Genomic DNA, 22,242 nt, shown 5'->3' with positions numbered 1-22,242 from the left:
CCGGATCTAGCATCTTCATTGATCGATTGCCCGTCACATACGGGCGTTCGGGTGAGAAGCCTTGAGTCCCGGCGGGTGACCCGCCGCCTTCCGTGGTCACTTCTGGACCATCACCTCCGTCTCGATTGTTCCTGCTTTCTGAAAAACAATTGCGCATTTGAACGTCTCGCCGGGAGCGAGCGTCTGACGCAACTGAAGCAGCATGACGTGGTAGCCATCGCGCTTCAGCTCGAGCGTTCCCCTGGCGGGGACCGGGATGTTCGGGATCGAACGCATGGCGGGCGCGCCTTCGCCGCGGTCGACGGTATGACGCTCGGAAAAATTCGCGACCGGACAGCGGACGCGAAGCAGTGCGTCGGCGCTGTCGGCCTCGTTCCTGATCGTCATCGTCAAGGGAAGGTCCCCACCCTCTTTGTCGGCCGCCGGCACGCGCGCGTCCACGATCTGCAAGGATTCGCTCGCGGCCGCGCCATGCACAATTCCGAACGCGCTCATCAGGCAGAATAATGGCAGCGCGATCGTTGTTGTTCTGCACGCAACCGCGCACTGCAGCATCCGCGTCGCTGACATCAGCTTACTCCCACTGCCACCACCGACAAGCACTGTTTCATGCTTCGTCGCGCGCTGCCAGCGATTGATCATCCGGAACCCGAAGAGTCTCAACGTGTGACTTCGATACACGCGATGGTCGTGCCAGCCTTCGTGCATGGACCATCGATATACGTCCGCCAGTCGAGCGCGATGCCGCGCATGCCGCACTGCATGAGGTTATTGGCGCGCGAGCAGCCACGTTCTCGGAAAGATGTTCCTTGCCTCGTTCCTTACTGAGGTCGCGACGCCCGGCTTCGGGGACCGAAGCGTCGCGGAGCGCGAGGGACGGCTCGCGACAACGGCGCCGTTCAGTGGGGAATGGGGTGCAGCCTTGCCAGCTGGTCGAGCGGCAGGTCGGCCTCCCGGTCGGTCAACGGAAAGCGGACAATGATGTCCTGGCGGCCGAGCTGCCCCCACAGCCCCTCCGACGACCATTTCTGCGGCTCGGGTCCGCGCGGACCATCGATCCAAACGAAGTACCACTCCGTCATCAGAATCATCCGAACATCAGCACACCCTGAAAATTGGTGCTGCGCCGACAATCCTGCAACGCCCGATTTGACGTCGCGGCGGCTGCCTCTGTTGTCCGCTGGCTCGGGATCTAGCCGTAGGGCGTGCCGTCCTTGTGCAGGAACCGGCCATCGGAGCTCGGACTCATCATGTCGATGTCGGAGCAGGTGATGACGTCGTTCGGCGATCGCGAGCCAACCTCGAGATAGATCGCTGTCGTCCCCGACCGGTTGATCAAATGATGCCCGTTGCCGGAGTTCTTTGCAAACGCCGCGCAATCGCCGGCGCGCAGCACCGTCTCGCCGCCGTCCTCGATCAGTGTCAGCTCGCCCGCGAGCACGTAGACGAACTCGTCTTCGTCCGAATGCCAGTGGCGCTGGCTCGACCAGCCTCCCGGCGGCAGGCGCATGAGATTGACGCCGAAGTCGGTGAGCCCACACGCGTCGCCGAGCCGCTGCCGCACCCGCTCGGCGCACGGCGCGGCGAACTCTGCCGGATAACCGGATCCCTTGCGCTCCGGCACACGAGCGATCTCGACCTTGGGCATGGCACCCCTTCAAGCGATGATGACGCGATGATCGCATCGCCTGGCACAATCGCTCGCCGAAAGTGTGTCGGCGCGCGGGCGATCCGGTCTCAGGCCCCAACCAGATCCTTCGCCATCAGGATGTCATCGTAATAGCGGCCGTCGATCTTCAGCGCGTGTCGCTCAAGCCCGTACTCCACGAAGCCGGCGCTCTGGTACAGCCGAAGCGCCGGTTCGTTACCCTTCACCACGCTGAGCTGAATCAGCTCGACGGATTGCGCCGCGAGATCGAGCGCGGCATCGACCAGCCGGCGGCCGACACCACTGCGCCGTGCCGCGGGCCGCACATACATTCCCACCGGCATGCCCTTGTGCTGCCGTTTCGGCCCATCGGCTGTCAGGAATCCGAGGGTGCCGACGAGGTCGCTCCCCCAAAACGCCCCGAGCATCACCGCACCGCCCGCGAGCCGTTCCGCACCAGCCGACGGGACGGACACTTTCGGTCTCGAACGCGCTGCCGAACGCCTCAGGGTTCGATTGCAACGCCTCGAGGCGGATGCCGCGATAGATTGCGGCGTCTGCAGCCGTCAGACGCCGGATCGCGATGTGGGGGGCATTCATTCGATGTCTTCCAGTAGTGCCAAGCGGACACGACGAATAATGCGCGTCGCTCTTCTCGTCACTCATTGAAAGATTGGAGCGGGTGAAGGGAATCGAACCCTCGTATTCAGCTTGGAAGGCTGCTGCTCTACCATTGAGCTACACCCGCGTTGCGCGATCACCTAACACGGCCGGGCGGCCGCCTCAACTGCTCCGGCGTCTTCGGCCTCTGTGGACGGCCTTTATTTGCGCACAATTCGTCCTGTTCCCGCGCGAGGCTCCCGGCGGGCACCGCCTTAACAGCGGCGGATTCGCTGCCTATATCTGCAGTCCCATCAACAACGAAAGGAGGTGATCCAGTGCCTTATCGCAAGCGCTGTCACCTCGCTGGGATCGCCCGCTAGGCCTTGACCAATGGGCCTGGCATCGGGGCGCTCTCAGCCCTGGACCAGCGAGACAACAAACCGGGGGCGCGGCGGGATTAATCCCGCCGCGCCTTTTGCTGTGCGGGCCGGTTGATTCGCGGCTGGGCTCCCCCGCCAAAAAATTGTCGGTTCGGGCCGTGCCGATACGTCCTTTGTCCAGACGCAGCAAAATGAGGAGAGCTACCGATGCTTTATGCCATCCTGGCCTACCATGTCGAAGCCGAGGTCAAGTCATGGACCGCGGCAGAGGACGCGTCCGTGATGGCCGGCCTGCGCGAGGTCCATGAACGGCTCAAGGGCCGGCTCGGTCCCGCGGCACGGCTCGGCGACACCGACAAGGCGCGCACCCTGCGCGGGCCGGGCCAGGGGATGGTGATCGATGGCCCGTTCGCCGAGACCAAGGAGCAGCTGCTCGGGCTCTACATGATCGACTGCGCCGACGAGGACGCGGCCATCGCGGCCGCGCGGGACTTGCGCCGGGCGAATCCAACCGCAGTCTACGAGATCCGCCCGGTCAGGCTCTATCTGCCGGGCGCGCCTTTTCCGGAGACCGCGAGCCCGACCGACGCCTGAAGCGCGGATCGCCAAGACGCGATCAGCGATGGCTGGAACGGCTCGGGAGCTTGCTCGCATCGAACTTCGGCGCGGGCGTGGGAGCGTTCGCTTTGGGCTCGGCTGGCATGCCCTCGCTCGGGATCAATGTCGCCTCGAACGGCACACCAGGCACCTGGTCGGCGGTCCCGGTACAGGTCGCAATCGCGCCGGCCGACAAGCCTTCGAGCCTCAACACAAGATCATCGACGCCGAACACCGTCGCATGGCCCTCGGTATGCCGCTTGGTGGTGACGATGGCAGAGAAGCGATCGCCCGCGACCTCGTACGTGCCGCTGTAAAGCATGATGCTGTCACGGCCCCACAGCTTGCCGTCGGCAAAATGAACGATGCCAGTGCCTTCGCCAAGCGGCGTCCTGAACCAGGCCGCGTAGGTGCCGTCCTTGAGCACGGAGTTGTCTCCACTCTCGCGCGTTCGCAGCACCGATCTGGCCACCCTTGCGTTAACAAGAGGTGAAGGGCCATGAAACCGGCTCACCGCCCGTCTATCTGCCGTCCCATGATGGCGATCGACTTCTGATAGACCTGTGCACCGTTCCAGGCCTCGATCGCTGCGAAATTGGGTTCTCCGGGCTGATAGCCCCCTCCCGCGCGCCAGCCATGGGCGCGCAGAAAGTTCGCCGTCGAGCTCAGCGCGTTGGCGGCGACGTCAAGATTACCGACGCCGTAGTTGAGGATATTTTTCGGCATGAACTGGGTCTGGCCGACCTCGCCATGCATCGAGCCGCGCTGGTTCGGCGAGATCGCGCCGCGGTCGATCAGCTTCAGCGCGGCATAGAGCTGGTCGGTGAAGAACTCCGGACGCCGGCAGTCATAGGCGAGCGTTGCGATCGACGACAGCATGTTCTGGTTGCCACGTTGGCTGCCGAAGCCGGTCTCCATGCCCCAGATCGCGATCAGCGGCCCGGGCGGCACGCCGTAGCGCTGCTCGATCTGCGCGAACATCGCGGCATGCGATTGCTTGAGCGAACGGCCACGCGCCACGATGGTCGCGGCGCCGCGCTTGGCCATGAACTGCTCAAGCGACAGGCCGAAGCTGCGCTGGCCGCGGTCGGCGGTAATGGTCGCACTGGCGTAGTTCGTCTGCATCAGCGCGCCAACCGCGGTGGGGCCGACGCCCTTGGCCCTCGCCTCCTCGGCAAACTCGCGCTTCCAGTTCTCGAAGCCGCCCGGCCCGTTGCCGCACTGGGCAGCATTGGCCTGCGCGCCCAGCGACGCCACGATCGCGATGGCGATGGCGACGAGCGCCAACGTCACAAGCTGGCTGCCCCTGATCATTCAAAACTCCTCCATATCGTGGCCCTTGGCCTCCGGCCGGCATAGACGATGGCCGAAGATACATGACCGGCCGATGAACGGCCGGCCGCCGCAGGCGCCCAGCCGCGCAGGATCGTACGATATGGCGGGGCGGCGGGATTGACCATCCCGGTCACGGGCGCGTTGCCGAGGCTTTGGCCCCGGCGCCGGGATGCGGACGGCACTATCGCCTGGAGCGTTTTCGGGCGAAGTGGACACCGGTTCGCGTGAAGAAACGCGTCAAAACAAGAATCTGGAGATTCGGTTCTGATTCAATCAGAACCGAAAATGCTCTAAGGTCCGGACTCAATCAGGTCCACCAAATGATAGCGGCAGCAAGATTGACGGCCGAGAGGAAGTTTCTGGCGAGCTTGTCATAGCGGGTTGCAATGCGCCGCCAGTCCTTGAGCCTGCAAAACATGCGCTCGACGAGGTTGCGCCGCTTGTATGCGGCGCGGTCGAACGGATGGAAGCGTTTTCGGGTGGGATTGTTTGGGATGACCGGGGTTGTTCCCCGTTCGATGAGGAATTGCCGCAGTTCGTTCGCGTCATAGGCCGTGTCGGCCGCACAGCAACGCGGTGGTGGCAGAGAGCTGAGCAGGGGCAGCGCCGCGCGGATGTCACCACGCTGACCTGGCGTTACTTCGAGCGCGATGGCGCGTCCGAGACTGTCGCAGACGGCGTGGATCTTGGTGGTCCTGCCACCGCGGGAACGACCGATGGCCTGAGCCTCCGCCCCCCTTTTCCACCGGCCGCCGCACGGTGCGCCTTGGCGGTCGTGGAATCGATGGCCTGGAAGTCGTCATCGGGCGACAGGCCCCGAAGTGCTTCGAACAGATTGCGCCAGACCTCGCGCCGCGACCAGCGGTTCCAGCGATTGTAGACGGTCGTGTAAGGGCCGAACACTGCCGGGCAATCGCGCCAGCGGCAGCCGGACTTCAACACATGGATGATGCCACTGATCACGCGGCGATCATCGACTCGACGAGCGCCGGGCTGATTTTGCGGCAGCAAGGGCTCGATTGCTGCCCACTGCCGATCATTCAACCAAAACTCGCCCGCCATGATCCAAGCCCCGCAAATGCAGAGCTTGAATCATATCTCCACGTAAAATTATACATCTGATTGAGTACAAACCTTAGTCGGGAGAGACGAGCAGCCAAGCCAGGTATCCGTAGTAAGCGGTCACGACCAACGCCAGCGCAACGGCGCAGCCGGCGATGAGATCCGCCATCATGCGAGACTTCGCGTCGTTCACGACACCAACCCGTTTGTTTTCGCGACGTTGGGATGCGGCGCTCAGACCGTCTCGCCCTGCTCCATCGCGAGTTCGGCCCGCAGATTGTCCAGGTCGCGATAGACCGACGCGACAGCGAGCACGCGTCCTCTGCTCTTGTAGCGCAGCAGGCAGTCCCTGCCTTTGATGTCGCCGTCGACCGCGATCTCGTCCCACTTCTCCGCGTGCCCGACATAATTGATCGGCACGTCATAGTGTTGGCTCCAGAAGAACGGCACTGCATCGAAGACTTCCTTCCGGCCGAGCATGTTGCGAGCGGCGGTCTGTCCCTGTCGCTCGGCGACCACCCAGTGCTCGACACGGATGCTCTCGCCGGAATGGGCATCGGGCCAGCGCGCGATATCGCCGGCGGCGTAGATGCCGGGCACGCTGGTCTCAAGATGCGCATTCACGGTGACGCCGCGATCGAGCTTGAGCCCCGCCTGCTCGGCCAGCGTCAGTCGCGGCCGCACGCCGACGCCGACCACGACCAGTTCGGCCTCCAGCGTCCCGCCGCTTTTCAGGCTGGCGCGATGCCCGTCGATCGCGGTGACGGTGTCGCCGAGATGGAAGATCACGCCGTGCTCCTCGTGCAGGGCCCGTACGAAGTCGCCCATCTCGGGCCCAAGGATCCGCTCCATCGGGCGTGCTTCGGGCGCCACGACGTGAACCTCGAGACCGCGGGTGCGCAATGCGGCGGCGGCCTCCAGCCCGATGAAGCTTGCACCGATCACGATCACGCGCCGCGCGGTCTTAGCCGCCGCGATGATGGCGCGGCTGTCGGTGAGCGTGCGCAGGGTATGGACGTGGGGCTGATCGGCGCCCGGGATCGGCAGCCGCACCGGCTCCGCACCAGTCGCGAGCAGCAACCGATCGTAGGGCACGGCCTTGCCGTCGCCGAGCAAAACCCGGCTCGCTTTGCTGTCGATCGCGGCCACCTCGGTCTTGAGCTGAAGCTCGATCCTGGCCTCAGGATAGAAATCGTCCGGCCGCAACGGCACCCAGTCCTCGGGCGCACTGCCTGCGAGATAGTCCTTGGACAGGTTTGGCCGGTCGACCGGCGGCGCCGTGTCATTGCTCAGCATCGTGATCGCGCCGTCAAACCCTTCGCGCCTCAGCATCTCCGCCGCGGCGAAGCCGGCAGCACCGCCCCCGACAATCACGATCCGCTTCGGCGCGTCGGCCGGAAGCTTCTGAGGAGCCTTGTGTGGCTCCTGCCTTGTGCGGACGACGACACGGTCGCCGTCCCGCTCGACCTTCCAGACCGACAGCGCGGATAATGCGGGCGCACGGGTCGCCTCGCCGCTGCGCAGGTCGAAGCAGGCGTGATGCCAGGGGCAGCGGACGCTGTCGCCGACCACCAGCCCGTCTGCAAGAGGGCCATGATAGTGACTGCAATGCGCATCGATCGCGAGGATCTGCCCGTCCCTTCGCACTAGCAAAATCTCGTCTTCGCCGACATGGCCGACCAGCATGTCGTTCTTGAACGCACCAAGGGCGACGCCCTGCGTGAGGTCCGGGCCAGTGAGTCCGTTGCTCTGTTCGGCCATCCGTGCGTCCTCCGTGACGAGAATCGAAATCAAAGCGCGCGGGCGCGATTGGTTCCATCGAGCCAGCGCTGGCATCACGCCTGACATTGACATCAGTGGTAAGGTGCACGAGGCCTTGCGCCGTCGGTCAAATCAGTGGCAGCCGCGGCTCCGCAACGTCGCCACCGTGTGTTGTCGCGAAGCTGCGCACGCTTGAGCCGCACGTCTCGCGAAGGCGATAGAACGAACCGCGTGACTCGCGCCTAGCCCTCTCAGGAGGACCACATGGCACGATCAACATGGAAGCGGCCTGGATCACCGATCGGCAGGAAAGGGGCGCGCGAGGCAAACCCGAGATACAAGCGTCGCTCCCGTCAGCCCTGGAGCGACAAGGAAGTGAAGCAGCTTCGCGCACTGGCGAAGGCAAACACCCCGACGGGCGTGATCAGCCTGAAGATGCAACGGCCGCCGGCATCGATCGCGAGCAAGGCGCAGCGCGAGGGCATCTCGCTGAGACCGATCAACCGTTCACCCTATAATCGTCGGAAGAAAGCAGTTCGCCGCTAATCGTGGCCGGCGGGGTCTCGCTGAGCGCTCCGCCCACGCCGGCCCCCGTCCAGGCCGCATGATCCACGCCGTTGAGATGCATCACGATGCCAGAACCAGCGGCTCGTATCTCAGCCGGTACGCATCGATTGCGGCGTTGGACAGCAGCAGGCGGCGCCGCTCGCCTCCGAGCATCATGCGATCGATCGTGGCCAACAGAAAATGGGCCGCCGCGAAGGGGTCGCCGAGATCGCCGGACCGCTCGAGGACGTTCCAGGCGATCTCGAAGGATTGTTCACGTAACTCGCTGTCAGTCATGTGAACTAACGCCCCCGCGAGGCCGGCGTTCCTGCGTACACGCTCCGTCGCGGTTCGTCCTGCGTCAGCCAATTTGGAGGGGCAAGTCGTCAGCGCGGACCGATGGTTTGCGGCCGGTTGAGGAAGAACTCGCGATTGCCGAGCGCGGCCTCCGCATATTGATCGATCGCCACGATGATCGCCTGGACGTGCTGGAAGCACCAGCCTTCGCGCGTCGCCCGATGGCGAACCTCGGCCAGCGCCTTGATCCAGGGCGAGTGTTCATCGCTGTCGTGGAAGTAACGAAGCGGCTCTTTCATGTTTCCTCCGGCTGATCATGTCGTCCAGTTGAGCGCGCTTGCGCGACAGCAGGAGCTGCGCGGCCGCGCTGTCGAGTCCAGCCTGCCTGAGCTGATCCACGGTCGAGCCCAGCTCGCGCAGTTGCGCGCGAAGCCTCAGCAGCTCGAGCGCCTCATCGCGCACGCTGTTCGCCGAAGACCAGATGACGCTTCGGGAGCGGCACGACAACGGACTTCCGCGCGCGAGGCTGGCGCGACGCGAAGCTGACCAGGATCGGCTCGTGATCGCCCAGGACGGTGCGCTCCTCGACCAGGCGGCTCATGACTACCCGCATCCTCAGGATGTCCCCGGCCACGAAGGCGCAATCCTCGTCCCGCTTGATCTGCTCACGCATTATCTCCTCGGCCTCGAGCATGCTGATCCTCAAGGCCCTGATCTGTCTGCGAATTTCGTTGATGCGGTTGTCCATGGCGGTGTCTCCTCCGGGAACGCCACCATAAGAACAAATCATGAACATCTAGTCAATCAGCCGGAGGCTGAATCTCGCCGCTGCCACCCGGCGAACGCGCGCCGGAGGTCGAGAGTTCAACGGCAGGATGGCACGACGAAAACGATATCTATCGTCACTGCGCCGGTGCGAGCGGGCGATCGGATGCCGACACGTTCATCTCGAAGAACGTCTTGAGCCCGGCAAAAGCGGTATCCGGCGTGACGATGATGTTGACCGGCACGCGTCTGAGATAGGCCCCGAACCGTCCCTTGCCTTCGAAGCGGTTGCGAAACTCCGATCGCGCCAGATAGTCGACGAAGCGCGGCAGGATGCCGCCGGCGAGATAGAGGCCGCCGGACGCGGAGAACGTCAGCGTCAGGTTTCCGCAGACATTGCCCAGGAAACAGCAGAACATGTCGAGCGCCGCGCGGCTGGTGCCGCAGCGCTCGGAGGCGGCCGCGTGCACGATCGAGGCCGCATCGCGCGCGGGCGCGCCAGCGCCATCGATGGCATTGATGGCGCGATAGAGGTTCTCCAGTCCGGACCCCGACAGCGCCCGCTCGATCGAGACGTGGCCGAACTGGCTGCGCATGCGCGCGATCACCTGCTCTTCCCGCTCCGACGTGGCCGGCAGAGTGGCGTGGCCGGCTTCGGTGACGATCGCCAGCGACGAGGCGCCGCGCGGCATCAGGCAGGACGCGCCGAAGCCGGTCCCCGGACCGACCACCAGCATCGGCCCGCCGGCGACCGGATCCTGCCCGCCGAGCTTGACCAAATCATGCGCGGTCAGCGCCGGCAGCGACCACGCCATGGCCTCGAAATCATTGAGAAGATGCACGGCGCGGAAGCCGAACAGGCGTTGCAGCTCGGCGGCGTCGAACGTCCACCGGCTATTGGTCAGGGTGACGCGTTGGTTCTCGATTGGCCCGGCGACATCCATGATGGCGAAGCCAGTGGTGGCGCGCGCTCCCTGTCGATCCAGGAAGGCCGCCATGGCCTCGGCCGGCGTCTCGTAGTCGGCCACCTTCATATGCGTGGTCGGACCAATCGTGCCCTGATCGAGGAGCGCGAACCGCGCATTGGTGCCGCCGATATCGGCGAGCAAGACTTGATCCATCCCCGTCATTCGCGATCCGCCGTCCCTCGTGCTCGGCCCGCCTTGTCTCACAGCGCGAGCCATCTCGATACCATCGCCGGACAACGACCAGAGCAGCGCCGGTCGGCCCTCGCCTTTCCGCAACACCGCCGACCTGCCTACGGTTCCATCGACCTATAGCGCTCCTGCGCCGCAACATCGGGATCGAAGACACATTGCCGCGTCGGCCCTGTGGTGAGAAGCCGCGATGCGGCAACCGCGGCGCCGAACAGGTCAGGATTGGGATGCAGTGTGGATGCCGGTGGACAGCGCCCGCTTCGCTACGATTCATCCTGCTGGCTTGCCTAGCCGAAGCTCGCGAAGGCTGGTGGGGGAGGTAGGACTCGAACCTACGAAGTCATAAGACGGCTGATTTACAGTCAGCTCCCTTTGCCACTCGGGACACTCCCCCGTCCAACAGCGCCAGACCGGCCGCACGAGTGGCGGCGGACCGGGTCATCGAAATGACGCTGATAACCGCGCAGGCCTGGTTCGGGCGCGCGGTCGGGCGCCGTTATGGGCGAAGGGACCGGTCAAAGTCAACCAAGCCTGCGCGCAATTTGCCGGTTAAATTGCCAATATTCGGGAGCCGTGACACAAGCCTCACATGAGCGATCGCGACCGCAAACCCAATTTCCGAAGCAAGGGCGGTAAACCCTTCCAAAAAGGGCAGAAATTTGCCCGCTCCCCGGCCTGGCGGGAGCGCGAATCGGGTTCCGACGGGCCGGTGATTCTCTACGGCTGGCACACGGTGTCGGCGGCGCTTGCCAACCCGGACCGCCATATCCGCAAGCTTTACCTCACCGAGAATGCCGCCAGGCGGCTCGCGGAGGAGAATATTGACACCCGCGTGACGCCGGAAATCGTCCGTCCCAGCGCGCTCGACCAGCGGCTCACCCCCGATGCCGTGCACCAGGGCCTGCTTGCGGAGGCCGATCCCCTGCCCTCGCCCGACATCGACACGCTGGCGCAGGAGGGCATCGTGCTGGTGCTCGACCAGATCACCGATCCGCACAATGTCGGCGCCATCATGCGCTCGGCCGCGGCCTTCGCGGTAAAGGCGATCGTCACCACCGCCCGCCACAGCCCGGAGGCCACCGGGGTGCTGGCGAAATCCGCCTCTGGCGCGCTCGAGCTGGTGCCGCTGGTCACCGTGCAGAACCTGGCACGTGCGCTGAACGAGCTGAACGAGCGCGGCTTCCAGACCGTCGGGCTCGACAGCCAGGGCGCGGAAGATCTCGGCAAGGTGGAGTTGCAGCAGCCCTTAGCGCTGGTGCTCGGCGCCGAAGGCAAAGGCCTGCGGCAATTGACGCGCGAGACCTGCCGCGTCGTTGCCCGGCTCGACATGCCCGGCGAGATCAAGAGTCTCAACGTATCGAACGCCGCCGTGCTCGCGCTCTATATCGGCGCGAGCCGGCTCGGGCTGATATAGCAAAACGCCCGCTCGCAACATGCGAACGGGCGCTGATCTCTTTGGGAGATCGCCGGATCAGTAGTAGCGGCGCAGCACGCGATGGCCGTAGTGATACGGCGCGTAGGCATGACGCGGCGCGTGGCCGTAGCGATAGCCGTAGTGCGGACGGTGATACCACGGGCGATAGTGGTGGTACCTGCGGTAGCCGTAGCCATAGTGGCGATAGCCGTAATACGGCCGGCCATAGCCCTCGCGATAGTACGGCAGCGGCGCCCAGTTGCCCGGACCGGTGTAGGTCGGGCCCTGGTTCACGTAGTAGTACTGCTGCGCCGTGCCGGGATAGACCGCATCCGGGTCCGGCAGACGTTCGACAGCGCCCCAGCCGCCGTAATAACCGCCATAGCCAGCGTAGCCGCCGCAGGGGTTACAGCCGGAATAGCTGTAACCATAGCCGTTACCGTAACCGTAGCCGTAGGTCACGACCGGCGCGGAATAGACCGGCGCGGCGCACGGGCTGAAGCCGCATGCCATCGCGGGCGCAGCGGCCATGACCGCCACGGCCGCGATCATTCCTGTAATCATTTGACGCATGAATCTCTCCTGTAGGTGTTTTTCGTTGCTATGGCTTCGTGAAGGCTATTGTGGGCCTCGGGGACGCGGCGGCCGCGGGATCGGATCCGGGCGCGTCCCGCTGAACTGCGGCGCGTAGATCACCGGCGGCGGATCGACGGGGATGCTGGACTGCGCCGGCAGCGGGGCCGATTGCGCGGACCATGACTGGTGATAGCTCTCGGCCGGTTGCGGCAGGCGCCGGTTCGCCGGCGGCTCGATCTCGAGGCGGCCGTAGCCGGGCGCATGGCCGAGGCTTGGATAATAGTGGCCGACATTCGGCACCGGATCGATCGGGCGGCCGCCATAGACCGTCGGCACCATCGACTCGTTGCGGGCGAGACCCATGGCGCTCTCGACCACGGCGTAGGAGGCGTCGACCCCATTGATGATGATGGGCACGCCGGGGCGGTTGGGCACGACGATGTCGAAGCCGCCGCCGGCCGATGCCCCTGAGGTCATTCCGGCCAGTATCGCCAGTGCTATGCCGATGCGCATGCCACGCAGAGTCCCGCTTGTTCGACGCGCAACCTAAAGCAACGCGCACGCGCAAGGGTTAAGACCGCGGGTCGAACTGCCGGTAAGCCTAACGCGTAAGCATCCGCGCCCGCTCAATTATGAAGAAACAGCATCAGGAATCGTTAACGCACATGTCCTGGTGCGTCGGCGCGCGCCAGGCCAGCATGTCGCCGAACAGGCCACATCGCCGCCGCTCAGATCGGTAGCGCGGTATACCGTGCACCTGGTTCCACAGCGCGAGTGGCCGCAGGCTCCCTGCCATAGCGCATCCGCCGAATCAGGCGGCCGCAAGAGCCCCCTTTAGTCGTCCGGCTTGGGCGCGAGCCGACGGGGCACGGGCATTTCTGGTTCTGGCTCTCGGCCGCCAAGTCTGCTATGCGAGCCCCGCAAATCCTTCCATTCGCCGGCTTAGCTCAGCGGTAGAGCAGCAGTTTTGTAAACTGAAGGTCGGGGGTTCAATCCCCTCAGCCGGCACCAGCTCTCGCGCCCCGTGACCCTGGCAGGATTCGTGGGGACATTCCCGTAGGACCACGCAACATCCAGATTGCTTCTGCCCTTGCCGTCCAAAACGGTGTATGCAGGTCAAAAAGGGGGGCTCGGCGATGACCTATTTGATCCTTGCCCGGGATGGCACCAGTCGAATCGTGTTGAAGCGCAGCAACGAGGACGCGGCCGAGAAGAAGGCGCGCGAGCTCAAGGAGATGGGCTGGTTCGAGGTCGAGGTCCGCGAAGACACGGCAGCGGACATTGCACAGCCGGCGGATCATAAGCAAACGCTGCAATGAACCTTTGGGAAGCGGTCCCTTACATACGTGTGAGGTGCCACATGTCCGACTCAGCGCATTACCGTTTCCAGTCCGATCAGGCGAAACGGCTGGCCCGCCAGGTCACCGACGCCGCGGTGCGCGAGAAGCTGCTCGAAATGGCCGAGGAGTATGGCCGCTATGCTGACCTGATCGAGGCCCGCGCGGCCGAACACCTCACGGTCGAGGCAGCGGCTCACTAGCTTCTTAGGAACGTGACGCGGCCTCTCGCGGTTTTCACCGCATGAGAGTGCGCGAAGACAATCGCAACATGGTCCTGCTGGTCGCCCTCACGCTGCTGAGCGTGGCGGCCGCGGGAATCATCGCGATGCTGAATCCGTCGCCTGCTCCAGCCAGTAGCCAATCCCGCAAGCTCGCCGATCTGCCCCCGGTGCGGATCGTCGGTACCCCGTTCGTCCCCAATACCAATCCTCGCGCGCGATAAGGGCCTCGCGCGCTGAAGTGGTGTCACACTTTTGTCACCTCGCGTGCAAAACGAACGTCTTTGTCAACCATCATCATGGTGAACGCTTGATTCCGCCAGGTTGCTTTGGTGCAATCCGCGCGTTCAAGGTGCGCCATGAAGTGGATGGAAGAACGCGATCTCCTGATCGCGCAGACAATGGCCTTCGTACAGTCGGTGACCGGCAAGCGCCCGGACGCCGAGGCGATGAGGCTTGCTCCGCAGACGGCTGCTCCACAGGCCGTTGTCCTGGTGACCGGGACGGAAACGCAGGAAGCGCCGACGCAGGCCGTCGCACCGATGCCGCTGCCGGTGCCGACCGTGTTTGAGGTGCCCCCTGCCGCGGCGCCCGCTCCGCCCGCCCCCTTGGCCGTCACCGAAGCCGCGACCGTAACCGCCTCCGCGACACAAGTGCAGATGCCGCATTTCGCTAGACTCGATATCGACGGCGATTTCGGGTCGGAGGTGCGGGCGCGCGTCGCGAACTTCCGTGCAAACCAGCAGCGCTTCCTGCGCGAGCGCGAGGAATACTGCACCTCCACCATGGCCAAGGTGCGCGCCGCGATCCGCGACAACAGCGAGCTGCCGCGCTCCGGCAAGTAGGCGGGTGCTTCGCTCGTCCGCCTGCGGACCGAGCGCGGCAGGGCTCATTTCCCGTTCTTGAAGACTGGCATTCGGTTGAAGTCCTATCAGCATCGTCATGCCCGGGCTTGGCCTGGACGAGCCCGGCCATGACGGCGGCAGCACCGACGCCGTTGCGCATCGCCTCACCGTGCGGCGATCTTCTCCAGCACCAGCAGCAGGTGCTTCAGGAACGCGCCGGGGTCCTCGCTCATCGGGAAATGGCCGAGGCCCTTCATGATGGTGGCCTCAGCTCCGGGAATGCTGTTCGCCACCGCCAGCGTCTCCTCCGGCGTGCAGGAATAGTCGTATTCGCCGGACAACAGGAACAGCGGGCAGCGACTGGTGTCGATCTCGGCGACGCGGGCGCGGATATCGCCGTCGATCTTGTAGAAATAGAGGTCGCCCTTGAACACGCCGGGGCCGCCCTGCATGTAATGCCACAGCGTCTCCCACTTCTCCTTGTCGGGCGCGTCGGGCCCGACCAGGCCAGAGACGATGGCAGCGGCCACCTCGCCGCCATGCACGTCCGGCCGGTGCAGGAAATTCAGATCGTAATAGGGATCGACATGCGCGCCGGCCTGCAGGCCGATGATGGCGCGGAAGCGTTCGGGATGCTCGAGCGCGAGATGCAGCGCGATCCGTCCGCCGATCGAGCAACCGATCACGATCGGCTTGTCGAGCTCGAGCGCATCGATCACGGCCAGGATCATCCTCGTGTATTGCGCCGAGGTGAGCTGGTACTCCTCGTCGTGCCAGCCTTCAGGCGGCGACGACTTGCCGTGCCAGGGCATGTCGAAGGCGATGACGCGGTGATTGCGCGTGACGTGCGGATCGTTCATCAGGCCGCGATATTGCCGGCCGTCGCTGCCGGCGGTGTGCAGGCAAAGCAGCGGCGTGCCCTCGCCCGCCTCCTCGATATAGATGCGGTGCGGCCGGCCGAACAATTCGAGATGCATGTAGCGGCCGACGATCGGTTCGAACCTTGCGCTCATGCGGCAACTCCCTCGCGACGCAGCTTGCCGAGCGTGTCCTTGAAGTAGCGCAGGTTTGCCATGAACACCTGAAGATCGCCCTCGGCGCTCAGCACGCGCCGCTTGATCAGCGCCATCAGGTCGTTCGAGCCCGGCGGCGGCCGGTGCTCGCAGAACTTGTCCCACTCAGCCTCGGAGGTGCGCAGCGCAAAACACGACGACGGCATCACGAACGGCCCCCTCGTCACCGACGTGATGCGGCCCTCATGGATCGCAATCAGCCACGCCGTGCTACCGATCTCCAGCAGGAAGGTCGTCGTGAGAAACCGGCCGCGGCGGACCAGCCCCGCGTCGCGGTTGACCCGTTCCTTCAGCGTTTCGATCATGGTCTCTCCACCCCGCAATGGCCCATCCGCCGATCGTGCGAAGGGCGCTTGTTGTCGCTTGCGATGATGGAGGGAATAAGCGGACCGTCAATCGTTCCGGACGTCGGGCGGCCTCGGCGTTTTCGCGTGGCTGGCACGTTTTCAAGCGAACTGAACGCCGGTTGTCGCGGAAAAACGCGTCAGAACCAAAATCTAGAGCCACGCCCAGGCCAGCGCCACGTTCGCGGCGCAAGCTGCCAGCAGCGTTACCGCCAGCGCGAACAGCACGCGTTCATTCGGGGTCTGCAGGATCGCTCTCATGGGGCGGAGCATCCGGCGATTCTACCCGGAGAGTCCCGGGGATTCTTTTTTGCCGGGTTTACCACCCGTTAAAGACTCAGATCATCCTCGCGGAAAGGGCCGAAATGGCTCCACATTTTCAATAGCTTGATAACAAGCTCCTCACGGTTCCGTGATCGGAACGGGGGCATGCCTTACTGAAACCACTTAACTGGTGCCTGCGTTGTCAGCTTTTTCGGGGGGACACCGAATGCCTTACGCGCTGTTCTATCAGGACGCCAAGCTCAGCAAGACCTATCCGACGGAAGCCGACGTCTGGAGTCTGGCCAGGAAATCCGGCCTGGTAGTCGATGCCGTCACTGACGAGAAAAAGCGCTCGCCCCGCCCGGTGCTGGACAATGACTATGAGATCCGCTCGTGCCAACCCGATCCGAACGAGGATCCGGACAAGAACAAGGCCGAGGCCGATCGAGAAGCGCGCATGGAGCCGCGGTTGCATTAGCGACGTCTGCACTCCCCGGGGCGCGTGCGCGGACCGGGCCTTGCAAATGCGGTACTGCGCGGCCTTACGGCGTCGCTGTCGCCAGCGAAGCCTCCTCGGAGGCGAGCGAAATGCAGACCTTCCGCCGATGGAGACCCCGGATCGCACCGGTGACCTTGAGAACCTTGCCGGGCGGGCAGGACGCGTCCTGCACGAGCACGACCTCATAGGGTGCAAGGATCAGGGGTTCGGATTTGAGGACGGTCTGGGCAAGGCACGGCATGGAGACCGCAGAGAGAATAAGCCCTAACGCAACGTTACGCATATCTGTTTGTCCACCAACTCCGGCAGCCGCATAATAACGCATGACGATGAAAGTTCCGTGCAATGCAGGAATTATTTTTTGCATTGCACGACTGCGGCCGAAGCGCGCGAGGCACGAGCGATCGCGCCAAACAAAAAGGCCGGCGGGAAGCCGACCTTTCGTAATCAAGCGAACTGACGGTCAGTAGTTGCTGCCCACCGGGCCGCCCCAACCGAAGCGATAGTTGATGCCCAGCTTGACGGTGTGTTCGTCGTTGCGGAAGCTCGTGCCGACAATGTCGGCCGGGCCGCTCGTGAACGTGGTCTTCCCGAAATTATAGTACTGGTACTCGACCTTGGCCGACCAGTTCGGGGCGAACATGTATTCGAGGCCCCCGCCGACCGTGTAACCGTCCTTGTGGTTGCCGTCGGTGGTGAAGGCCGCCGGCACGCCGCCGACCGTGGCGGTGATGTTGTTGTTGTCACGCCAGGCATAACCGCCCTTGGCGTAGAGCAGTGCCGGACCCCAGGTGTAGCCGAGGCGGCCGGTCGCCGAACCGATCTGGTTGGTATTGCCGGTCACGAGCGTACCCGCCGGAAACAGCACGCCATTGTTCGACGAACTCGGCAGCCAGCTATACTGCGCCTCGACACCCATCACCCAGTTGGGCGCGAACTGGTAGTCGAAACCGCCCTGCACGCCACCCATGAAGCGCGCGTTGCTGCCCATCAGGTTGGTGCCGTCGGTGAACGCGCCGCCGACATGGCCGCCGATGTAGAAACCGGTCCAGTTGTAGACGAGCGCAGGCGCGGTCACGGGAGGCGGCGGTGCCTTGGTATAGGTGCGTGCCGGCATGTCAGCCGCAAGCGCCGGGCTCGCAAGAGCGGCCAGGGCGACGGTGCCGAGCAGAAACTTCTTCATTTGTGGTCCCCATTACTAGCGTTGCGCTATCAACCCAAACAACGTGACCTCAATTAGGTTGCTGTGGGGCAATGCCGCAGCCGTGATGGTCCCGAACTGTGATGGAGCGGCAACAGCGGCCGTTTGTTCCTGATCACAGAAGGTTTTTTATCGGTTAAGTGATCACGCCATCGCCTTACGGAAGTCGCAAATACCTAAGCCAAGGTTCAGCACTCCCCGAAAAGTGATCGGTTCAGGCTAACCGTCTGATGATCATGCCGACCGCGCTACCGCGACATATTGCCCAGCTCGGCAAACGGCCCGTAGGAGACGCCGGCACAGGGCTCGGCGGCGTTCTCCATGATGCGGTCGAGCCGGCCGTCGACGAACACGATGCCGCGTTCGCGGGCCGGACGGTAATTGCCATCCGTGTCCTTTGCGCTGTAGCGCACGCACACCACGTAGCGCAGCCGGCCGCCTACCGTACGCTGCACGGGCTCGGCAATGGCGCCATCGTGCACGCCAACCGGATTGTTCAGGTAGGTCCGCATGAACGCCAGGATCTCGGCGCGATAGCTGGTTGGAAACGGCTGTTCGGTCACGCCGCGATCGGACGTGAAGGAGATTGGACCGCCGTCGCCGCCGCCGGCACAGCCGGCGAGCCCGATCGACAGCAGCAGCATCGCCGCCAGTTTAGCTGAAGTCCCCAAGTGTCGCCGCAAGTGTCGCAGTTCCATGATCCCCGTGACGGTCTCTTAAACCGCCCGGCGCCGGAATGGAATTCGCAACTCGGTTATCGTGCGGGGCCTGAGGCCCCGACAGCACACCGGCCCGCCGCCATTGGGGAAGCAATGGCGAACGGGCCGGGTCTGACATCCGTCGGCGCGGCGGGGCAATGTGGATCGAAACCACGCCGGCGGATCAGTTTCAGCCGCGCTTGACCGGCGCGACGTGCTTGATCGCGACCTTCGCCTTGACGTGCTTGCTGGCGTGCTTCGCCGCCTTCTTCACCTTCAACAGGCCCATGTGCTTGTGGTGGCGATGATGGCGATACTGATGACGGTCCATCTTCGCGTTGGCGTTCAGGGCCTTCGACGGCTCCTGCTCGCTCTTGATCACGGGTGCGGGTTTGGTCGCCGGCGCGGGCGTGGTCACAGGCGCCGGGGTGGCGGTCTTGGGCTGCTCGGCGGCGAGTGCCGGGCCAGCGATCACGGACATGGCGAGCAGCGCTGCGGAAATCGACTTCAACATGGTGGTCTCCTCTTCCACGGGATCGAGAGGTACCCGGCCGGATGGTCGGCCTCGCCGATCAATGGAGGCGACCTTAGAGAGCCCGCACTGAACCCGTCCTGAAGGACGCTGACGGTCTTCATTCATGTGAATGACATCTTTGTCATGTGCCGGCGCAGCAGGGATCACGGGGATTCGCGCGGCGGCTGGGAATGTTCTGGTGCCCTAGGTGTTCAAGTCGACAGGCTTCGGTGTAGGATTATCGAGCGCGATCAGGAACGACAGGGAGCGACGAAGAATGAGCAGGACAGCAAGGTTTTTGACTCTCGCGGTGCTCTCGATGGCGCTAGCGGGCGGTCCCGTCATCAAGGCCTACGCGGCGGGCAGCGACGAGCCCTCCCCGCCCGCCTCCGACAGCGGCAAGGGCAAGAAGGCGACCAAGAAGGACAGGAGATCGTCGATCGACGATCCGAAGTTCCTGGCCGGCTATCACGCAGCGTACGCCACGATCTATGATCGCCACGACTATGCCGCCGCGATCGAGCAATTGAAGGCGCTGGGTCAGGACGATCGCGCCGACGTCGCCAATCTGATCGGCTACTCCTATCGCAAGCTCGGCGACTACAAGGTGTCGCAGATCTGGTACGAGCGCGCGCTCAAGGCCGACCCCAACCATGTGCGCACCTGGCAGTATTACGGCCTGTGGCAGCTCGAGCAGGGCAACCGCGACCAGGCGGAATACCATCTGAACCGCATCGCGCAGCTCGCCGGCACCAACGGCGAGGAATACCGCTCGCTGGCCGCGGCACTGGAGAAGCCGCCGGGCACCGGCCTCGTCTACTGAGCAGATGACATCGAAGCATCCCGCCGGTGCGGTCGATACGACCGCGCCGGCTTTTTCATTATGACGTGGTGGCGGTTATTCCGATCATGCGCCGGCGGCGACCGAGAATGCGCAGCATCAAAAGCGCGTCGGCCCAGCCAGAACCGGCAGCGCCGCCGCCGAGATCCGGTTCAGCGGCAGCGCAATGATCAAGGGCGACGATATCTCGACCATGGAACGGCCGCACCCGCTCCCGGTCGACGGGATCGCAGCGGTTGCGGCCCTATGGATAGTGCTCGTTGCGCCGGTCGGTCTTGGACCTGCGGTTCACGCCGACCGTATTGCTGGCGGCGCCCGCGTCCGGCTTCGCTTGACGCGCCGCCTTGTCGATCGGCGGGCCGCTGTCGCCGGTCTTCTTGGCGCTGTTCAGCGCCTGGCCCGTCGTCGTGACATTGGCGGCCTGTCCACCGCCGGCGGGGCCGCCGGCCGACGGGCCGGAGCTCTGCGCCAGCACGGTTCCCGACAGCATGAGTGTAGCTATCAGCATGACCGCGGCGTGGACTTTCATGGAGAGGCCTCTCTGTGCGCTGGAATGCACAGCAACGCACCAATGCCGATCGCGTTCCAGCACCCGCGTGTGGCTCGATCAGCCATGCGCCGCCGTCGGACTGCGTAGCGCCGCTGCCCCGCGATGCTCGGCCCACGCCTGCCGCAGAATCTGCACCGACGAGGTCAGGAATATCACCGCCATGACGGCGGCGACTGCGAGATCGGGCCATCGCGTGGCTGTTCCCCAAACGCCTAGGGCGGCCACCATCACGATGAGGTTTCCCATCGCGTCGTTGCGCGAGCAGAGCCAGACCGAGCGGACATTGGCGTCGCCGTCCTTGTACGGCAGCAAGAGCAGAACGGACGCCAAGTTCGCAGCGAGCGCCAAGGTGCCTATTGCACCCATCACCTCGGCTTTCGGAACACCGAGAATGAGGGTCTGATAAACGGTCGAGCCGAACACCCACAGCGCCATCAGGCTCAGCGAAATGCCCTTCAACAGCGCCGCGAAGGCACGCGTTCGCAGGCTGGCGCCGATCACGGCAAGGCTCAGTCCATAGGTGACCGTATCGGCAAGGAAGTCGAGCGCATCCGCCTTGAGCGCCTGCGATCCGGCCAGCTGACCCGCGATCATCTCGGTCAGGAACATTGCGCCGTTGATGCCGATGACTGTCCAGAGAACGCGCTTGTAGCGCGGATTGAGACCGTCAAAGACCGGAACGCCGCCCGAGCAGCACGCGTCAGCCGCGCGATGGCGCTCCACTGTCGGCACGCCAACGTTCTTCAGCAGCGTCAGCGGCGGTGGTGCACAGCATTCGGATGTCTTCCGCTCGCAGCAATCGCTCATTGGCCTTCTTTCCAGAGACAGGATACGGCTGCCTATGCAGCTGGTTCAAGTTCATCCACGCGGAACTGCGCCAATCCGGGCATTGCGCTCCGCGCTCAACGCGACGATTCGGAAATCAGCACCGTCCTTCGATAGTCCTGCTGATCTCCTCTGGAGTCGCGAAGATCACGTCGGCACGGTCGCCCATCATTCCTGCGGGGACAATTGCTGGCGCTCCCCTCTGCGGGCCCTCTTGGCTGGAATCCGTCTTCAGACGCAGATTGCGTTCCCAGAAATGGCGCGTCTTACCGTCGGCGGTGATCACGCGATAGGTCTCGCGGCAGTGCGTGATGCCTGTCACGCGCTGTCCGGGCTCCAGGGTCTTCAGATTGGGAGCGCGATTGCCGCCCATCATACCTCCCATCATGCCGCCCATCCCCTTCATGCGATTTTCGGCGGTTCGGTCCGGCGCGGCCCCGGGTTTGGTGGCCTGCTTGAGGAACGTCAACAGGTCCGAGCGAACGCGTGAATCCTTGATCCCTTCGAACGGCATCTCATTGTCCGGCACCATGCGTTGCGGATCGGTCAACCAGGCGTCCAGCGAGCGGTCGTCCCAAATGATCCCCGAAGCTTTTAGCGCGTCGGAGTAACGGTCGAAGCTCGGCAGGCTTCCCGCCTTGCGCCCCCAGAGGTTTGCGAGGCTCGGCCCGGTCATGTTGCGGTCAGGTTCAAGCGAGTGACACGGCACGCAAGCCTGAAAATCCTGTCGCCCACGTGACGGATCGCCGTTCTGGGCCAACACCGGCGACACGAAAGCGAGAGTCGCGAGCACCGCAATTCGACAGGGCTTCATTCTGGCCTCCTCGGCTTCAGGAACGAAGATATTTGACCAAAGCCGCGGCCGCCAGAATCAGGACCACGACGACGA

31 protein-coding genes, 3 tRNA genes and 1 pseudogene are annotated in these 22,242 nt (G+C 64.2%); 10 read left to right on the top strand and 25 right to left on the bottom strand.

What is annotated here, in order from left to right:
* Window positions 1–96: 96 nt before the first annotated feature.
* The 5 genes from MTX23_RS14335 to MTX23_RS14315 all read right to left on the bottom strand — a co-directional run bounded on the left by MTX23_RS14335 (window position 97) and on the right by MTX23_RS14315 (window position 2,396).
* Window positions 97–708: a copper chaperone PCu(A)C gene (locus tag MTX23_RS14335; protein ID WP_280977314.1), complete on the bottom strand. Its 612-nt coding sequence runs from the start codon at window positions 706–708 to the stop codon at window positions 97–99.
* Window positions 709–899: 191 nt separating this feature from the next.
* Window positions 900–1,091 carry a hypothetical protein gene (locus MTX23_RS14330; RefSeq protein WP_280977313.1) on the bottom strand — a complete coding sequence of 64 codons (192 nt, stop codon included), beginning with the start codon at window positions 1,089–1,091 and terminating at the stop codon, window positions 900–902.
* 101 nt (window positions 1,092–1,192) lie between these two features.
* Entirely contained in the window at window positions 1,193–1,648 is a 456-nt protein-coding gene (locus MTX23_RS14325) for a cupin domain-containing protein (RefSeq protein ID WP_280977311.1), read from the bottom strand.
* A gap of 89 nt (window positions 1,649–1,737) precedes the next feature.
* Window positions 1,738–2,124 carry a GNAT family N-acetyltransferase gene (locus MTX23_RS14320; RefSeq protein WP_280977310.1) on the bottom strand — a complete coding sequence of 129 codons (387 nt, stop codon included), beginning with the start codon at window positions 2,122–2,124 and terminating at the stop codon, window positions 1,738–1,740.
* Between the two features lie 198 nt (window positions 2,125–2,322).
* Window positions 2,323–2,396 (bottom strand) — tRNA-Gly (locus MTX23_RS14315).
* 442 nt (window positions 2,397–2,838) lie between these two features.
* Between MTX23_RS14315 and MTX23_RS14310 the strand changes: the two genes are divergently transcribed.
* The gene (locus MTX23_RS14310) at window positions 2,839–3,225 is read left to right on the top strand and encodes a YciI family protein (protein WP_280977309.1); all 387 of its coding nucleotides are present in this window, start codon (window positions 2,839–2,841) and stop codon (window positions 3,223–3,225) included.
* Window positions 3,226–3,247: 22 nt separating this feature from the next.
* On the opposite strand, the gene MTX23_RS14305 is transcribed toward MTX23_RS14310, so the two are convergent.
* The 4 genes and pseudogenes from MTX23_RS14305 to MTX23_RS14290 form a co-directional block, all read right to left on the bottom strand.
* Window positions 3,248–3,655 (bottom strand): hypothetical protein, encoded by a 408-nt coding sequence (locus MTX23_RS14305; RefSeq protein ID WP_280977308.1) that lies wholly within the window; start codon window positions 3,653–3,655, stop codon window positions 3,248–3,250.
* An 83-nt stretch (window positions 3,656–3,738) separates the two neighbouring features.
* Window positions 3,739–4,542 (bottom strand): lytic murein transglycosylase, encoded by an 804-nt coding sequence (locus MTX23_RS14300; RefSeq protein ID WP_280977307.1) that lies wholly within the window; start codon window positions 4,540–4,542, stop codon window positions 3,739–3,741.
* Window positions 4,543–4,870: 328 nt separating this feature from the next.
* A pseudogene (locus tag MTX23_RS14295) lies at window positions 4,871–5,625 on the bottom strand (IS5 family transposase).
* Window positions 5,626–5,859: 234 nt separating this feature from the next.
* Window positions 5,860–7,386 carry an FAD-dependent oxidoreductase gene (locus tag MTX23_RS14290; RefSeq protein WP_280977306.1) on the bottom strand — a complete coding sequence of 509 codons (1,527 nt, stop codon included), beginning with the start codon at window positions 7,384–7,386 and terminating at the stop codon, window positions 5,860–5,862.
* A 264-nt stretch (window positions 7,387–7,650) separates the two neighbouring features.
* Here MTX23_RS14290 and MTX23_RS14285 point away from each other — a divergent pair, with 264 nt between their 5' ends.
* Complete coding sequence (locus tag MTX23_RS14285; RefSeq protein WP_280977304.1) at window positions 7,651–7,932, top strand: hypothetical protein; 282 nt, start codon at window positions 7,651–7,653, stop codon at window positions 7,930–7,932.
* A gap of 81 nt (window positions 7,933–8,013) precedes the next feature.
* Here MTX23_RS14285 and MTX23_RS14280 read toward each other — a convergent pair whose 3' ends face one another.
* The 5 genes from MTX23_RS14280 to MTX23_RS14255 all read right to left on the bottom strand — a co-directional run bounded on the left by MTX23_RS14280 (window position 8,014) and on the right by MTX23_RS14255 (window position 10,545).
* Window positions 8,014–8,229: a hypothetical protein gene (locus tag MTX23_RS14280; RefSeq protein ID WP_280977302.1), complete on the bottom strand. Its 216-nt coding sequence runs from the start codon at window positions 8,227–8,229 to the stop codon at window positions 8,014–8,016.
* Between the two features lie 89 nt (window positions 8,230–8,318).
* Window positions 8,319–8,528 (bottom strand): hypothetical protein, encoded by a 210-nt coding sequence (locus MTX23_RS14275; RefSeq protein WP_280977301.1) that lies wholly within the window; start codon window positions 8,526–8,528, stop codon window positions 8,319–8,321.
* Window positions 8,529–8,680: 152 nt separating this feature from the next.
* Window positions 8,681–8,977 (bottom strand): hypothetical protein, encoded by a 297-nt coding sequence (locus tag MTX23_RS14265; RefSeq protein WP_280977299.1) that lies wholly within the window; start codon window positions 8,975–8,977, stop codon window positions 8,681–8,683.
* A gap of 154 nt (window positions 8,978–9,131) precedes the next feature.
* Window positions 9,132–10,115 carry a glucokinase gene (glk, locus tag MTX23_RS14260; RefSeq protein ID WP_280977298.1) on the bottom strand — a complete coding sequence of 328 codons (984 nt, stop codon included), beginning with the start codon at window positions 10,113–10,115 and terminating at the stop codon, window positions 9,132–9,134.
* A 344-nt stretch (window positions 10,116–10,459) separates the two neighbouring features.
* Window positions 10,460–10,545: transfer RNA gene (locus tag MTX23_RS14255), tRNA-Tyr, on the bottom strand.
* Between the two features lie 195 nt (window positions 10,546–10,740).
* Here MTX23_RS14255 and rlmB point away from each other — a divergent pair.
* Window positions 10,741–11,565: a 23S rRNA (guanosine(2251)-2'-O)-methyltransferase RlmB gene (rlmB, locus tag MTX23_RS14250; protein WP_280977297.1), complete on the top strand. Its 825-nt coding sequence runs from the start codon at window positions 10,741–10,743 to the stop codon at window positions 11,563–11,565.
* A 57-nt stretch (window positions 11,566–11,622) separates the two neighbouring features.
* On the opposite strand, the gene MTX23_RS14245 is transcribed toward rlmB, so the two are convergent.
* Together MTX23_RS14245 and MTX23_RS14240 are read right to left on the bottom strand one after the other, a co-directional pair.
* On the bottom strand, window positions 11,623–12,138 hold the full coding sequence (locus MTX23_RS14245) for a hypothetical protein (RefSeq protein WP_280977296.1): 516 nt from the start codon (window positions 12,136–12,138) through the stop codon (window positions 11,623–11,625).
* Window positions 12,139–12,183: 45 nt separating this feature from the next.
* Window positions 12,184–12,654, bottom strand: coding sequence for a hypothetical protein (locus MTX23_RS14240; protein ID WP_280977295.1), 471 nt, complete (start codon window positions 12,652–12,654; stop codon window positions 12,184–12,186).
* A gap of 423 nt (window positions 12,655–13,077) precedes the next feature.
* On the opposite strand from MTX23_RS14240, the gene MTX23_RS14235 reads away from it, so the two are divergent.
* The 5 genes from MTX23_RS14235 (at window position 13,078) to MTX23_RS14215 (ending at window position 14,544) form a co-directional block, all read left to right on the top strand.
* Window positions 13,078–13,152, top strand: a tRNA-Thr gene (locus MTX23_RS14235).
* Between the two features lie 125 nt (window positions 13,153–13,277).
* Window positions 13,278–13,460, top strand: coding sequence for a hypothetical protein (locus MTX23_RS14230; protein WP_280990755.1), 183 nt, complete (start codon window positions 13,278–13,280; stop codon window positions 13,458–13,460).
* A 41-nt stretch (window positions 13,461–13,501) separates the two neighbouring features.
* Complete coding sequence (locus tag MTX23_RS14225; RefSeq protein WP_280977293.1) at window positions 13,502–13,681, top strand: hypothetical protein; 180 nt, start codon at window positions 13,502–13,504, stop codon at window positions 13,679–13,681.
* A 41-nt stretch (window positions 13,682–13,722) separates the two neighbouring features.
* On the top strand, window positions 13,723–13,923 hold the full coding sequence (locus tag MTX23_RS14220; RefSeq protein WP_280977292.1) for a hypothetical protein: 201 nt from the start codon (window positions 13,723–13,725) through the stop codon (window positions 13,921–13,923).
* Window positions 13,924–14,058: 135 nt separating this feature from the next.
* Window positions 14,059–14,544 carry a hypothetical protein gene (locus tag MTX23_RS14215; RefSeq protein ID WP_280977290.1) on the top strand — a complete coding sequence of 162 codons (486 nt, stop codon included), beginning with the start codon at window positions 14,059–14,061 and terminating at the stop codon, window positions 14,542–14,544.
* Window positions 14,545–14,708: 164 nt separating this feature from the next.
* Here the strand turns inward: MTX23_RS14215 and MTX23_RS14210 are convergent, their stop codons facing one another.
* Window positions 14,709–15,557 carry an alpha/beta hydrolase gene (locus MTX23_RS14210; RefSeq protein ID WP_280977289.1) on the bottom strand — a complete coding sequence of 283 codons (849 nt, stop codon included), beginning with the start codon at window positions 15,555–15,557 and terminating at the stop codon, window positions 14,709–14,711.
* Window positions 15,554–15,922, bottom strand: a complete 369-nt coding sequence (locus MTX23_RS14205; RefSeq protein WP_280977288.1) for a hypothetical protein — start codon at window positions 15,920–15,922, stop codon at window positions 15,554–15,556. Before MTX23_RS14205 ends, MTX23_RS14210 begins: the two co-directional genes overlap by 4 nt.
* A gap of 529 nt (window positions 15,923–16,451) precedes the next feature.
* Here MTX23_RS14205 and MTX23_RS14200 point away from each other — a divergent pair.
* A complete protein-coding gene (locus tag MTX23_RS14200; protein ID WP_280977287.1) occupies window positions 16,452–16,703 on the top strand; it encodes a hypothetical protein in 252 nt (83 codons plus the stop codon).
* 64 nt (window positions 16,704–16,767) lie between these two features.
* Here the strand turns inward: MTX23_RS14200 and MTX23_RS14195 are convergent, their stop codons facing one another.
* The 4 genes from MTX23_RS14195 to MTX23_RS14180 all read right to left on the bottom strand — a co-directional run bounded on the left by MTX23_RS14195 (window position 16,768) and on the right by MTX23_RS14180 (window position 19,137).
* On the bottom strand, window positions 16,768–16,965 hold the full coding sequence (locus MTX23_RS14195) for a DUF6719 family protein (protein ID WP_280977286.1): 198 nt from the start codon (window positions 16,963–16,965) through the stop codon (window positions 16,768–16,770).
* Between the two features lie 222 nt (window positions 16,966–17,187).
* On the bottom strand, window positions 17,188–17,907 hold the full coding sequence (locus tag MTX23_RS14190; RefSeq protein ID WP_280977285.1) for an outer membrane beta-barrel protein: 720 nt from the start codon (window positions 17,905–17,907) through the stop codon (window positions 17,188–17,190).
* A 266-nt stretch (window positions 17,908–18,173) separates the two neighbouring features.
* Window positions 18,174–18,569, bottom strand: a complete 396-nt coding sequence (locus MTX23_RS14185; protein WP_280977284.1) for a hypothetical protein — start codon at window positions 18,567–18,569, stop codon at window positions 18,174–18,176.
* A 244-nt stretch (window positions 18,570–18,813) separates the two neighbouring features.
* Window positions 18,814–19,137, bottom strand: a complete 324-nt coding sequence (locus tag MTX23_RS14180) for a hypothetical protein (RefSeq protein ID WP_280977283.1) — start codon at window positions 19,135–19,137, stop codon at window positions 18,814–18,816.
* Window positions 19,138–19,414: 277 nt separating this feature from the next.
* Here MTX23_RS14180 and MTX23_RS14175 point away from each other — a divergent pair, with 277 nt between their 5' ends.
* Window positions 19,415–19,960 carry a tetratricopeptide repeat protein gene (locus MTX23_RS14175; protein WP_280977282.1) on the top strand — a complete coding sequence of 182 codons (546 nt, stop codon included), beginning with the start codon at window positions 19,415–19,417 and terminating at the stop codon, window positions 19,958–19,960.
* A gap of 262 nt (window positions 19,961–20,222) precedes the next feature.
* Here MTX23_RS14175 and MTX23_RS14170 read toward each other — a convergent pair whose 3' ends face one another.
* From MTX23_RS14170 to MTX23_RS14160, 3 genes are all read right to left on the bottom strand, one after another.
* Window positions 20,223–20,507, bottom strand: coding sequence for a hypothetical protein (locus MTX23_RS14170; protein ID WP_280977281.1), 285 nt, complete (start codon window positions 20,505–20,507; stop codon window positions 20,223–20,225).
* A gap of 78 nt (window positions 20,508–20,585) precedes the next feature.
* A complete protein-coding gene (locus tag MTX23_RS14165; RefSeq protein ID WP_280977280.1) occupies window positions 20,586–21,335 on the bottom strand; it encodes a cation transporter in 750 nt (249 codons plus the stop codon).
* A gap of 115 nt (window positions 21,336–21,450) precedes the next feature.
* Window positions 21,451–22,116 carry a cytochrome c family protein gene (locus MTX23_RS14160; RefSeq protein ID WP_280978080.1) on the bottom strand — a complete coding sequence of 222 codons (666 nt, stop codon included), beginning with the start codon at window positions 22,114–22,116 and terminating at the stop codon, window positions 21,451–21,453.
* Window positions 22,117–22,242 lie beyond the last annotated feature (126 nt).

The sequence above is a fragment of the Bradyrhizobium sp. ISRA436 genome (assembly GCF_029910015.1).
GTDB lineage: Bacteria > Pseudomonadota > Alphaproteobacteria > Rhizobiales > Xanthobacteraceae > Bradyrhizobium.
This window is presented reverse-complemented; position numbering and strand designations above follow the sequence as displayed.

What these genes read in the sequence shown, in the direction of transcription:
- MTX23_RS14335 (WP_280977314.1), bottom strand. Translation starts at nt 708, where the DNA reads ATGCACGAAGGCTGGCACGACCATCGCGTGTATCGAAGTCACACGTTG.
- MTX23_RS14330 (WP_280977313.1), bottom strand. Translation starts at nt 1,091, where the DNA reads ATGATTCTGATGACGGAGTGGTACTTCGTTTGGATCGATGGTCCGCGC.
- MTX23_RS14325 (WP_280977311.1), bottom strand. Translation starts at nt 1,648, where the DNA reads ATGCCCAAGGTCGAGATCGCTCGTGTGCCGGAGCGCAAGGGATCCGGT.
- MTX23_RS14310 (WP_280977309.1), top strand. Translation starts at nt 2,839, where the DNA reads ATGCTTTATGCCATCCTGGCCTACCATGTCGAAGCCGAGGTCAAGTCA.
- MTX23_RS14300 (WP_280977307.1), bottom strand. Translation starts at nt 4,542, where the DNA reads ATGATCAGGGGCAGCCAGCTTGTGACGTTGGCGCTCGTCGCCATCGCC.
- MTX23_RS14290 (WP_280977306.1), bottom strand. Translation starts at nt 7,386, where the DNA reads ATGGCCGAACAGAGCAACGGACTCACTGGCCCGGACCTCACGCAGGGC.
- MTX23_RS14285 (WP_280977304.1), top strand. Translation starts at nt 7,651, where the DNA reads ATGGCACGATCAACATGGAAGCGGCCTGGATCACCGATCGGCAGGAAA.
- MTX23_RS14280 (WP_280977302.1), bottom strand. Translation starts at nt 8,229, where the DNA reads ATGACTGACAGCGAGTTACGTGAACAATCCTTCGAGATCGCCTGGAAC.
- MTX23_RS14275 (WP_280977301.1), bottom strand. Translation starts at nt 8,528, where the DNA reads ATGAAAGAGCCGCTTCGTTACTTCCACGACAGCGATGAACACTCGCCC.
- MTX23_RS14265 (WP_280977299.1), bottom strand. Translation starts at nt 8,977, where the DNA reads ATGGACAACCGCATCAACGAAATTCGCAGACAGATCAGGGCCTTGAGG.
- glk (WP_280977298.1), bottom strand. Translation starts at nt 10,115, where the DNA reads ATGGATCAAGTCTTGCTCGCCGATATCGGCGGCACCAATGCGCGGTTC.
- rlmB (WP_280977297.1), top strand. Translation starts at nt 10,741, where the DNA reads ATGAGCGATCGCGACCGCAAACCCAATTTCCGAAGCAAGGGCGGTAAA.
- MTX23_RS14245 (WP_280977296.1), bottom strand. Translation starts at nt 12,138, where the DNA reads ATGCGTCAAATGATTACAGGAATGATCGCGGCCGTGGCGGTCATGGCC.
- MTX23_RS14240 (WP_280977295.1), bottom strand. Translation starts at nt 12,654, where the DNA reads ATGCGCATCGGCATAGCACTGGCGATACTGGCCGGAATGACCTCAGGG.
- MTX23_RS14230 (WP_280990755.1), top strand. Translation starts at nt 13,278, where the DNA reads ATGACCTATTTGATCCTTGCCCGGGATGGCACCAGTCGAATCGTGTTG.
- MTX23_RS14225 (WP_280977293.1), top strand. Translation starts at nt 13,502, where the DNA reads ATGTCCGACTCAGCGCATTACCGTTTCCAGTCCGATCAGGCGAAACGG.
- MTX23_RS14220 (WP_280977292.1), top strand. Translation starts at nt 13,723, where the DNA reads ATGAGAGTGCGCGAAGACAATCGCAACATGGTCCTGCTGGTCGCCCTC.
- MTX23_RS14215 (WP_280977290.1), top strand. Translation starts at nt 14,059, where the DNA reads ATGAAGTGGATGGAAGAACGCGATCTCCTGATCGCGCAGACAATGGCC.
- MTX23_RS14210 (WP_280977289.1), bottom strand. Translation starts at nt 15,557, where the DNA reads ATGAGCGCAAGGTTCGAACCGATCGTCGGCCGCTACATGCATCTCGAA.
- MTX23_RS14205 (WP_280977288.1), bottom strand. Translation starts at nt 15,922, where the DNA reads ATGATCGAAACGCTGAAGGAACGGGTCAACCGCGACGCGGGGCTGGTC.
- MTX23_RS14200 (WP_280977287.1), top strand. Translation starts at nt 16,452, where the DNA reads ATGCCTTACGCGCTGTTCTATCAGGACGCCAAGCTCAGCAAGACCTAT.
- MTX23_RS14195 (WP_280977286.1), bottom strand. Translation starts at nt 16,965, where the DNA reads ATGCCGTGCCTTGCCCAGACCGTCCTCAAATCCGAACCCCTGATCCTT.
- MTX23_RS14190 (WP_280977285.1), bottom strand. Translation starts at nt 17,907, where the DNA reads ATGAAGAAGTTTCTGCTCGGCACCGTCGCCCTGGCCGCTCTTGCGAGC.
- MTX23_RS14185 (WP_280977284.1), bottom strand. Translation starts at nt 18,569, where the DNA reads ATGCTGCTGCTGTCGATCGGGCTCGCCGGCTGTGCCGGCGGCGGCGAC.
- MTX23_RS14180 (WP_280977283.1), bottom strand. Translation starts at nt 19,137, where the DNA reads ATGTTGAAGTCGATTTCCGCAGCGCTGCTCGCCATGTCCGTGATCGCT.
- MTX23_RS14175 (WP_280977282.1), top strand. Translation starts at nt 19,415, where the DNA reads ATGAGCAGGACAGCAAGGTTTTTGACTCTCGCGGTGCTCTCGATGGCG.
- MTX23_RS14170 (WP_280977281.1), bottom strand. Translation starts at nt 20,507, where the DNA reads ATGAAAGTCCACGCCGCGGTCATGCTGATAGCTACACTCATGCTGTCG.
- MTX23_RS14165 (WP_280977280.1), bottom strand. Translation starts at nt 21,335, where the DNA reads ATGAGCGATTGCTGCGAGCGGAAGACATCCGAATGCTGTGCACCACCG.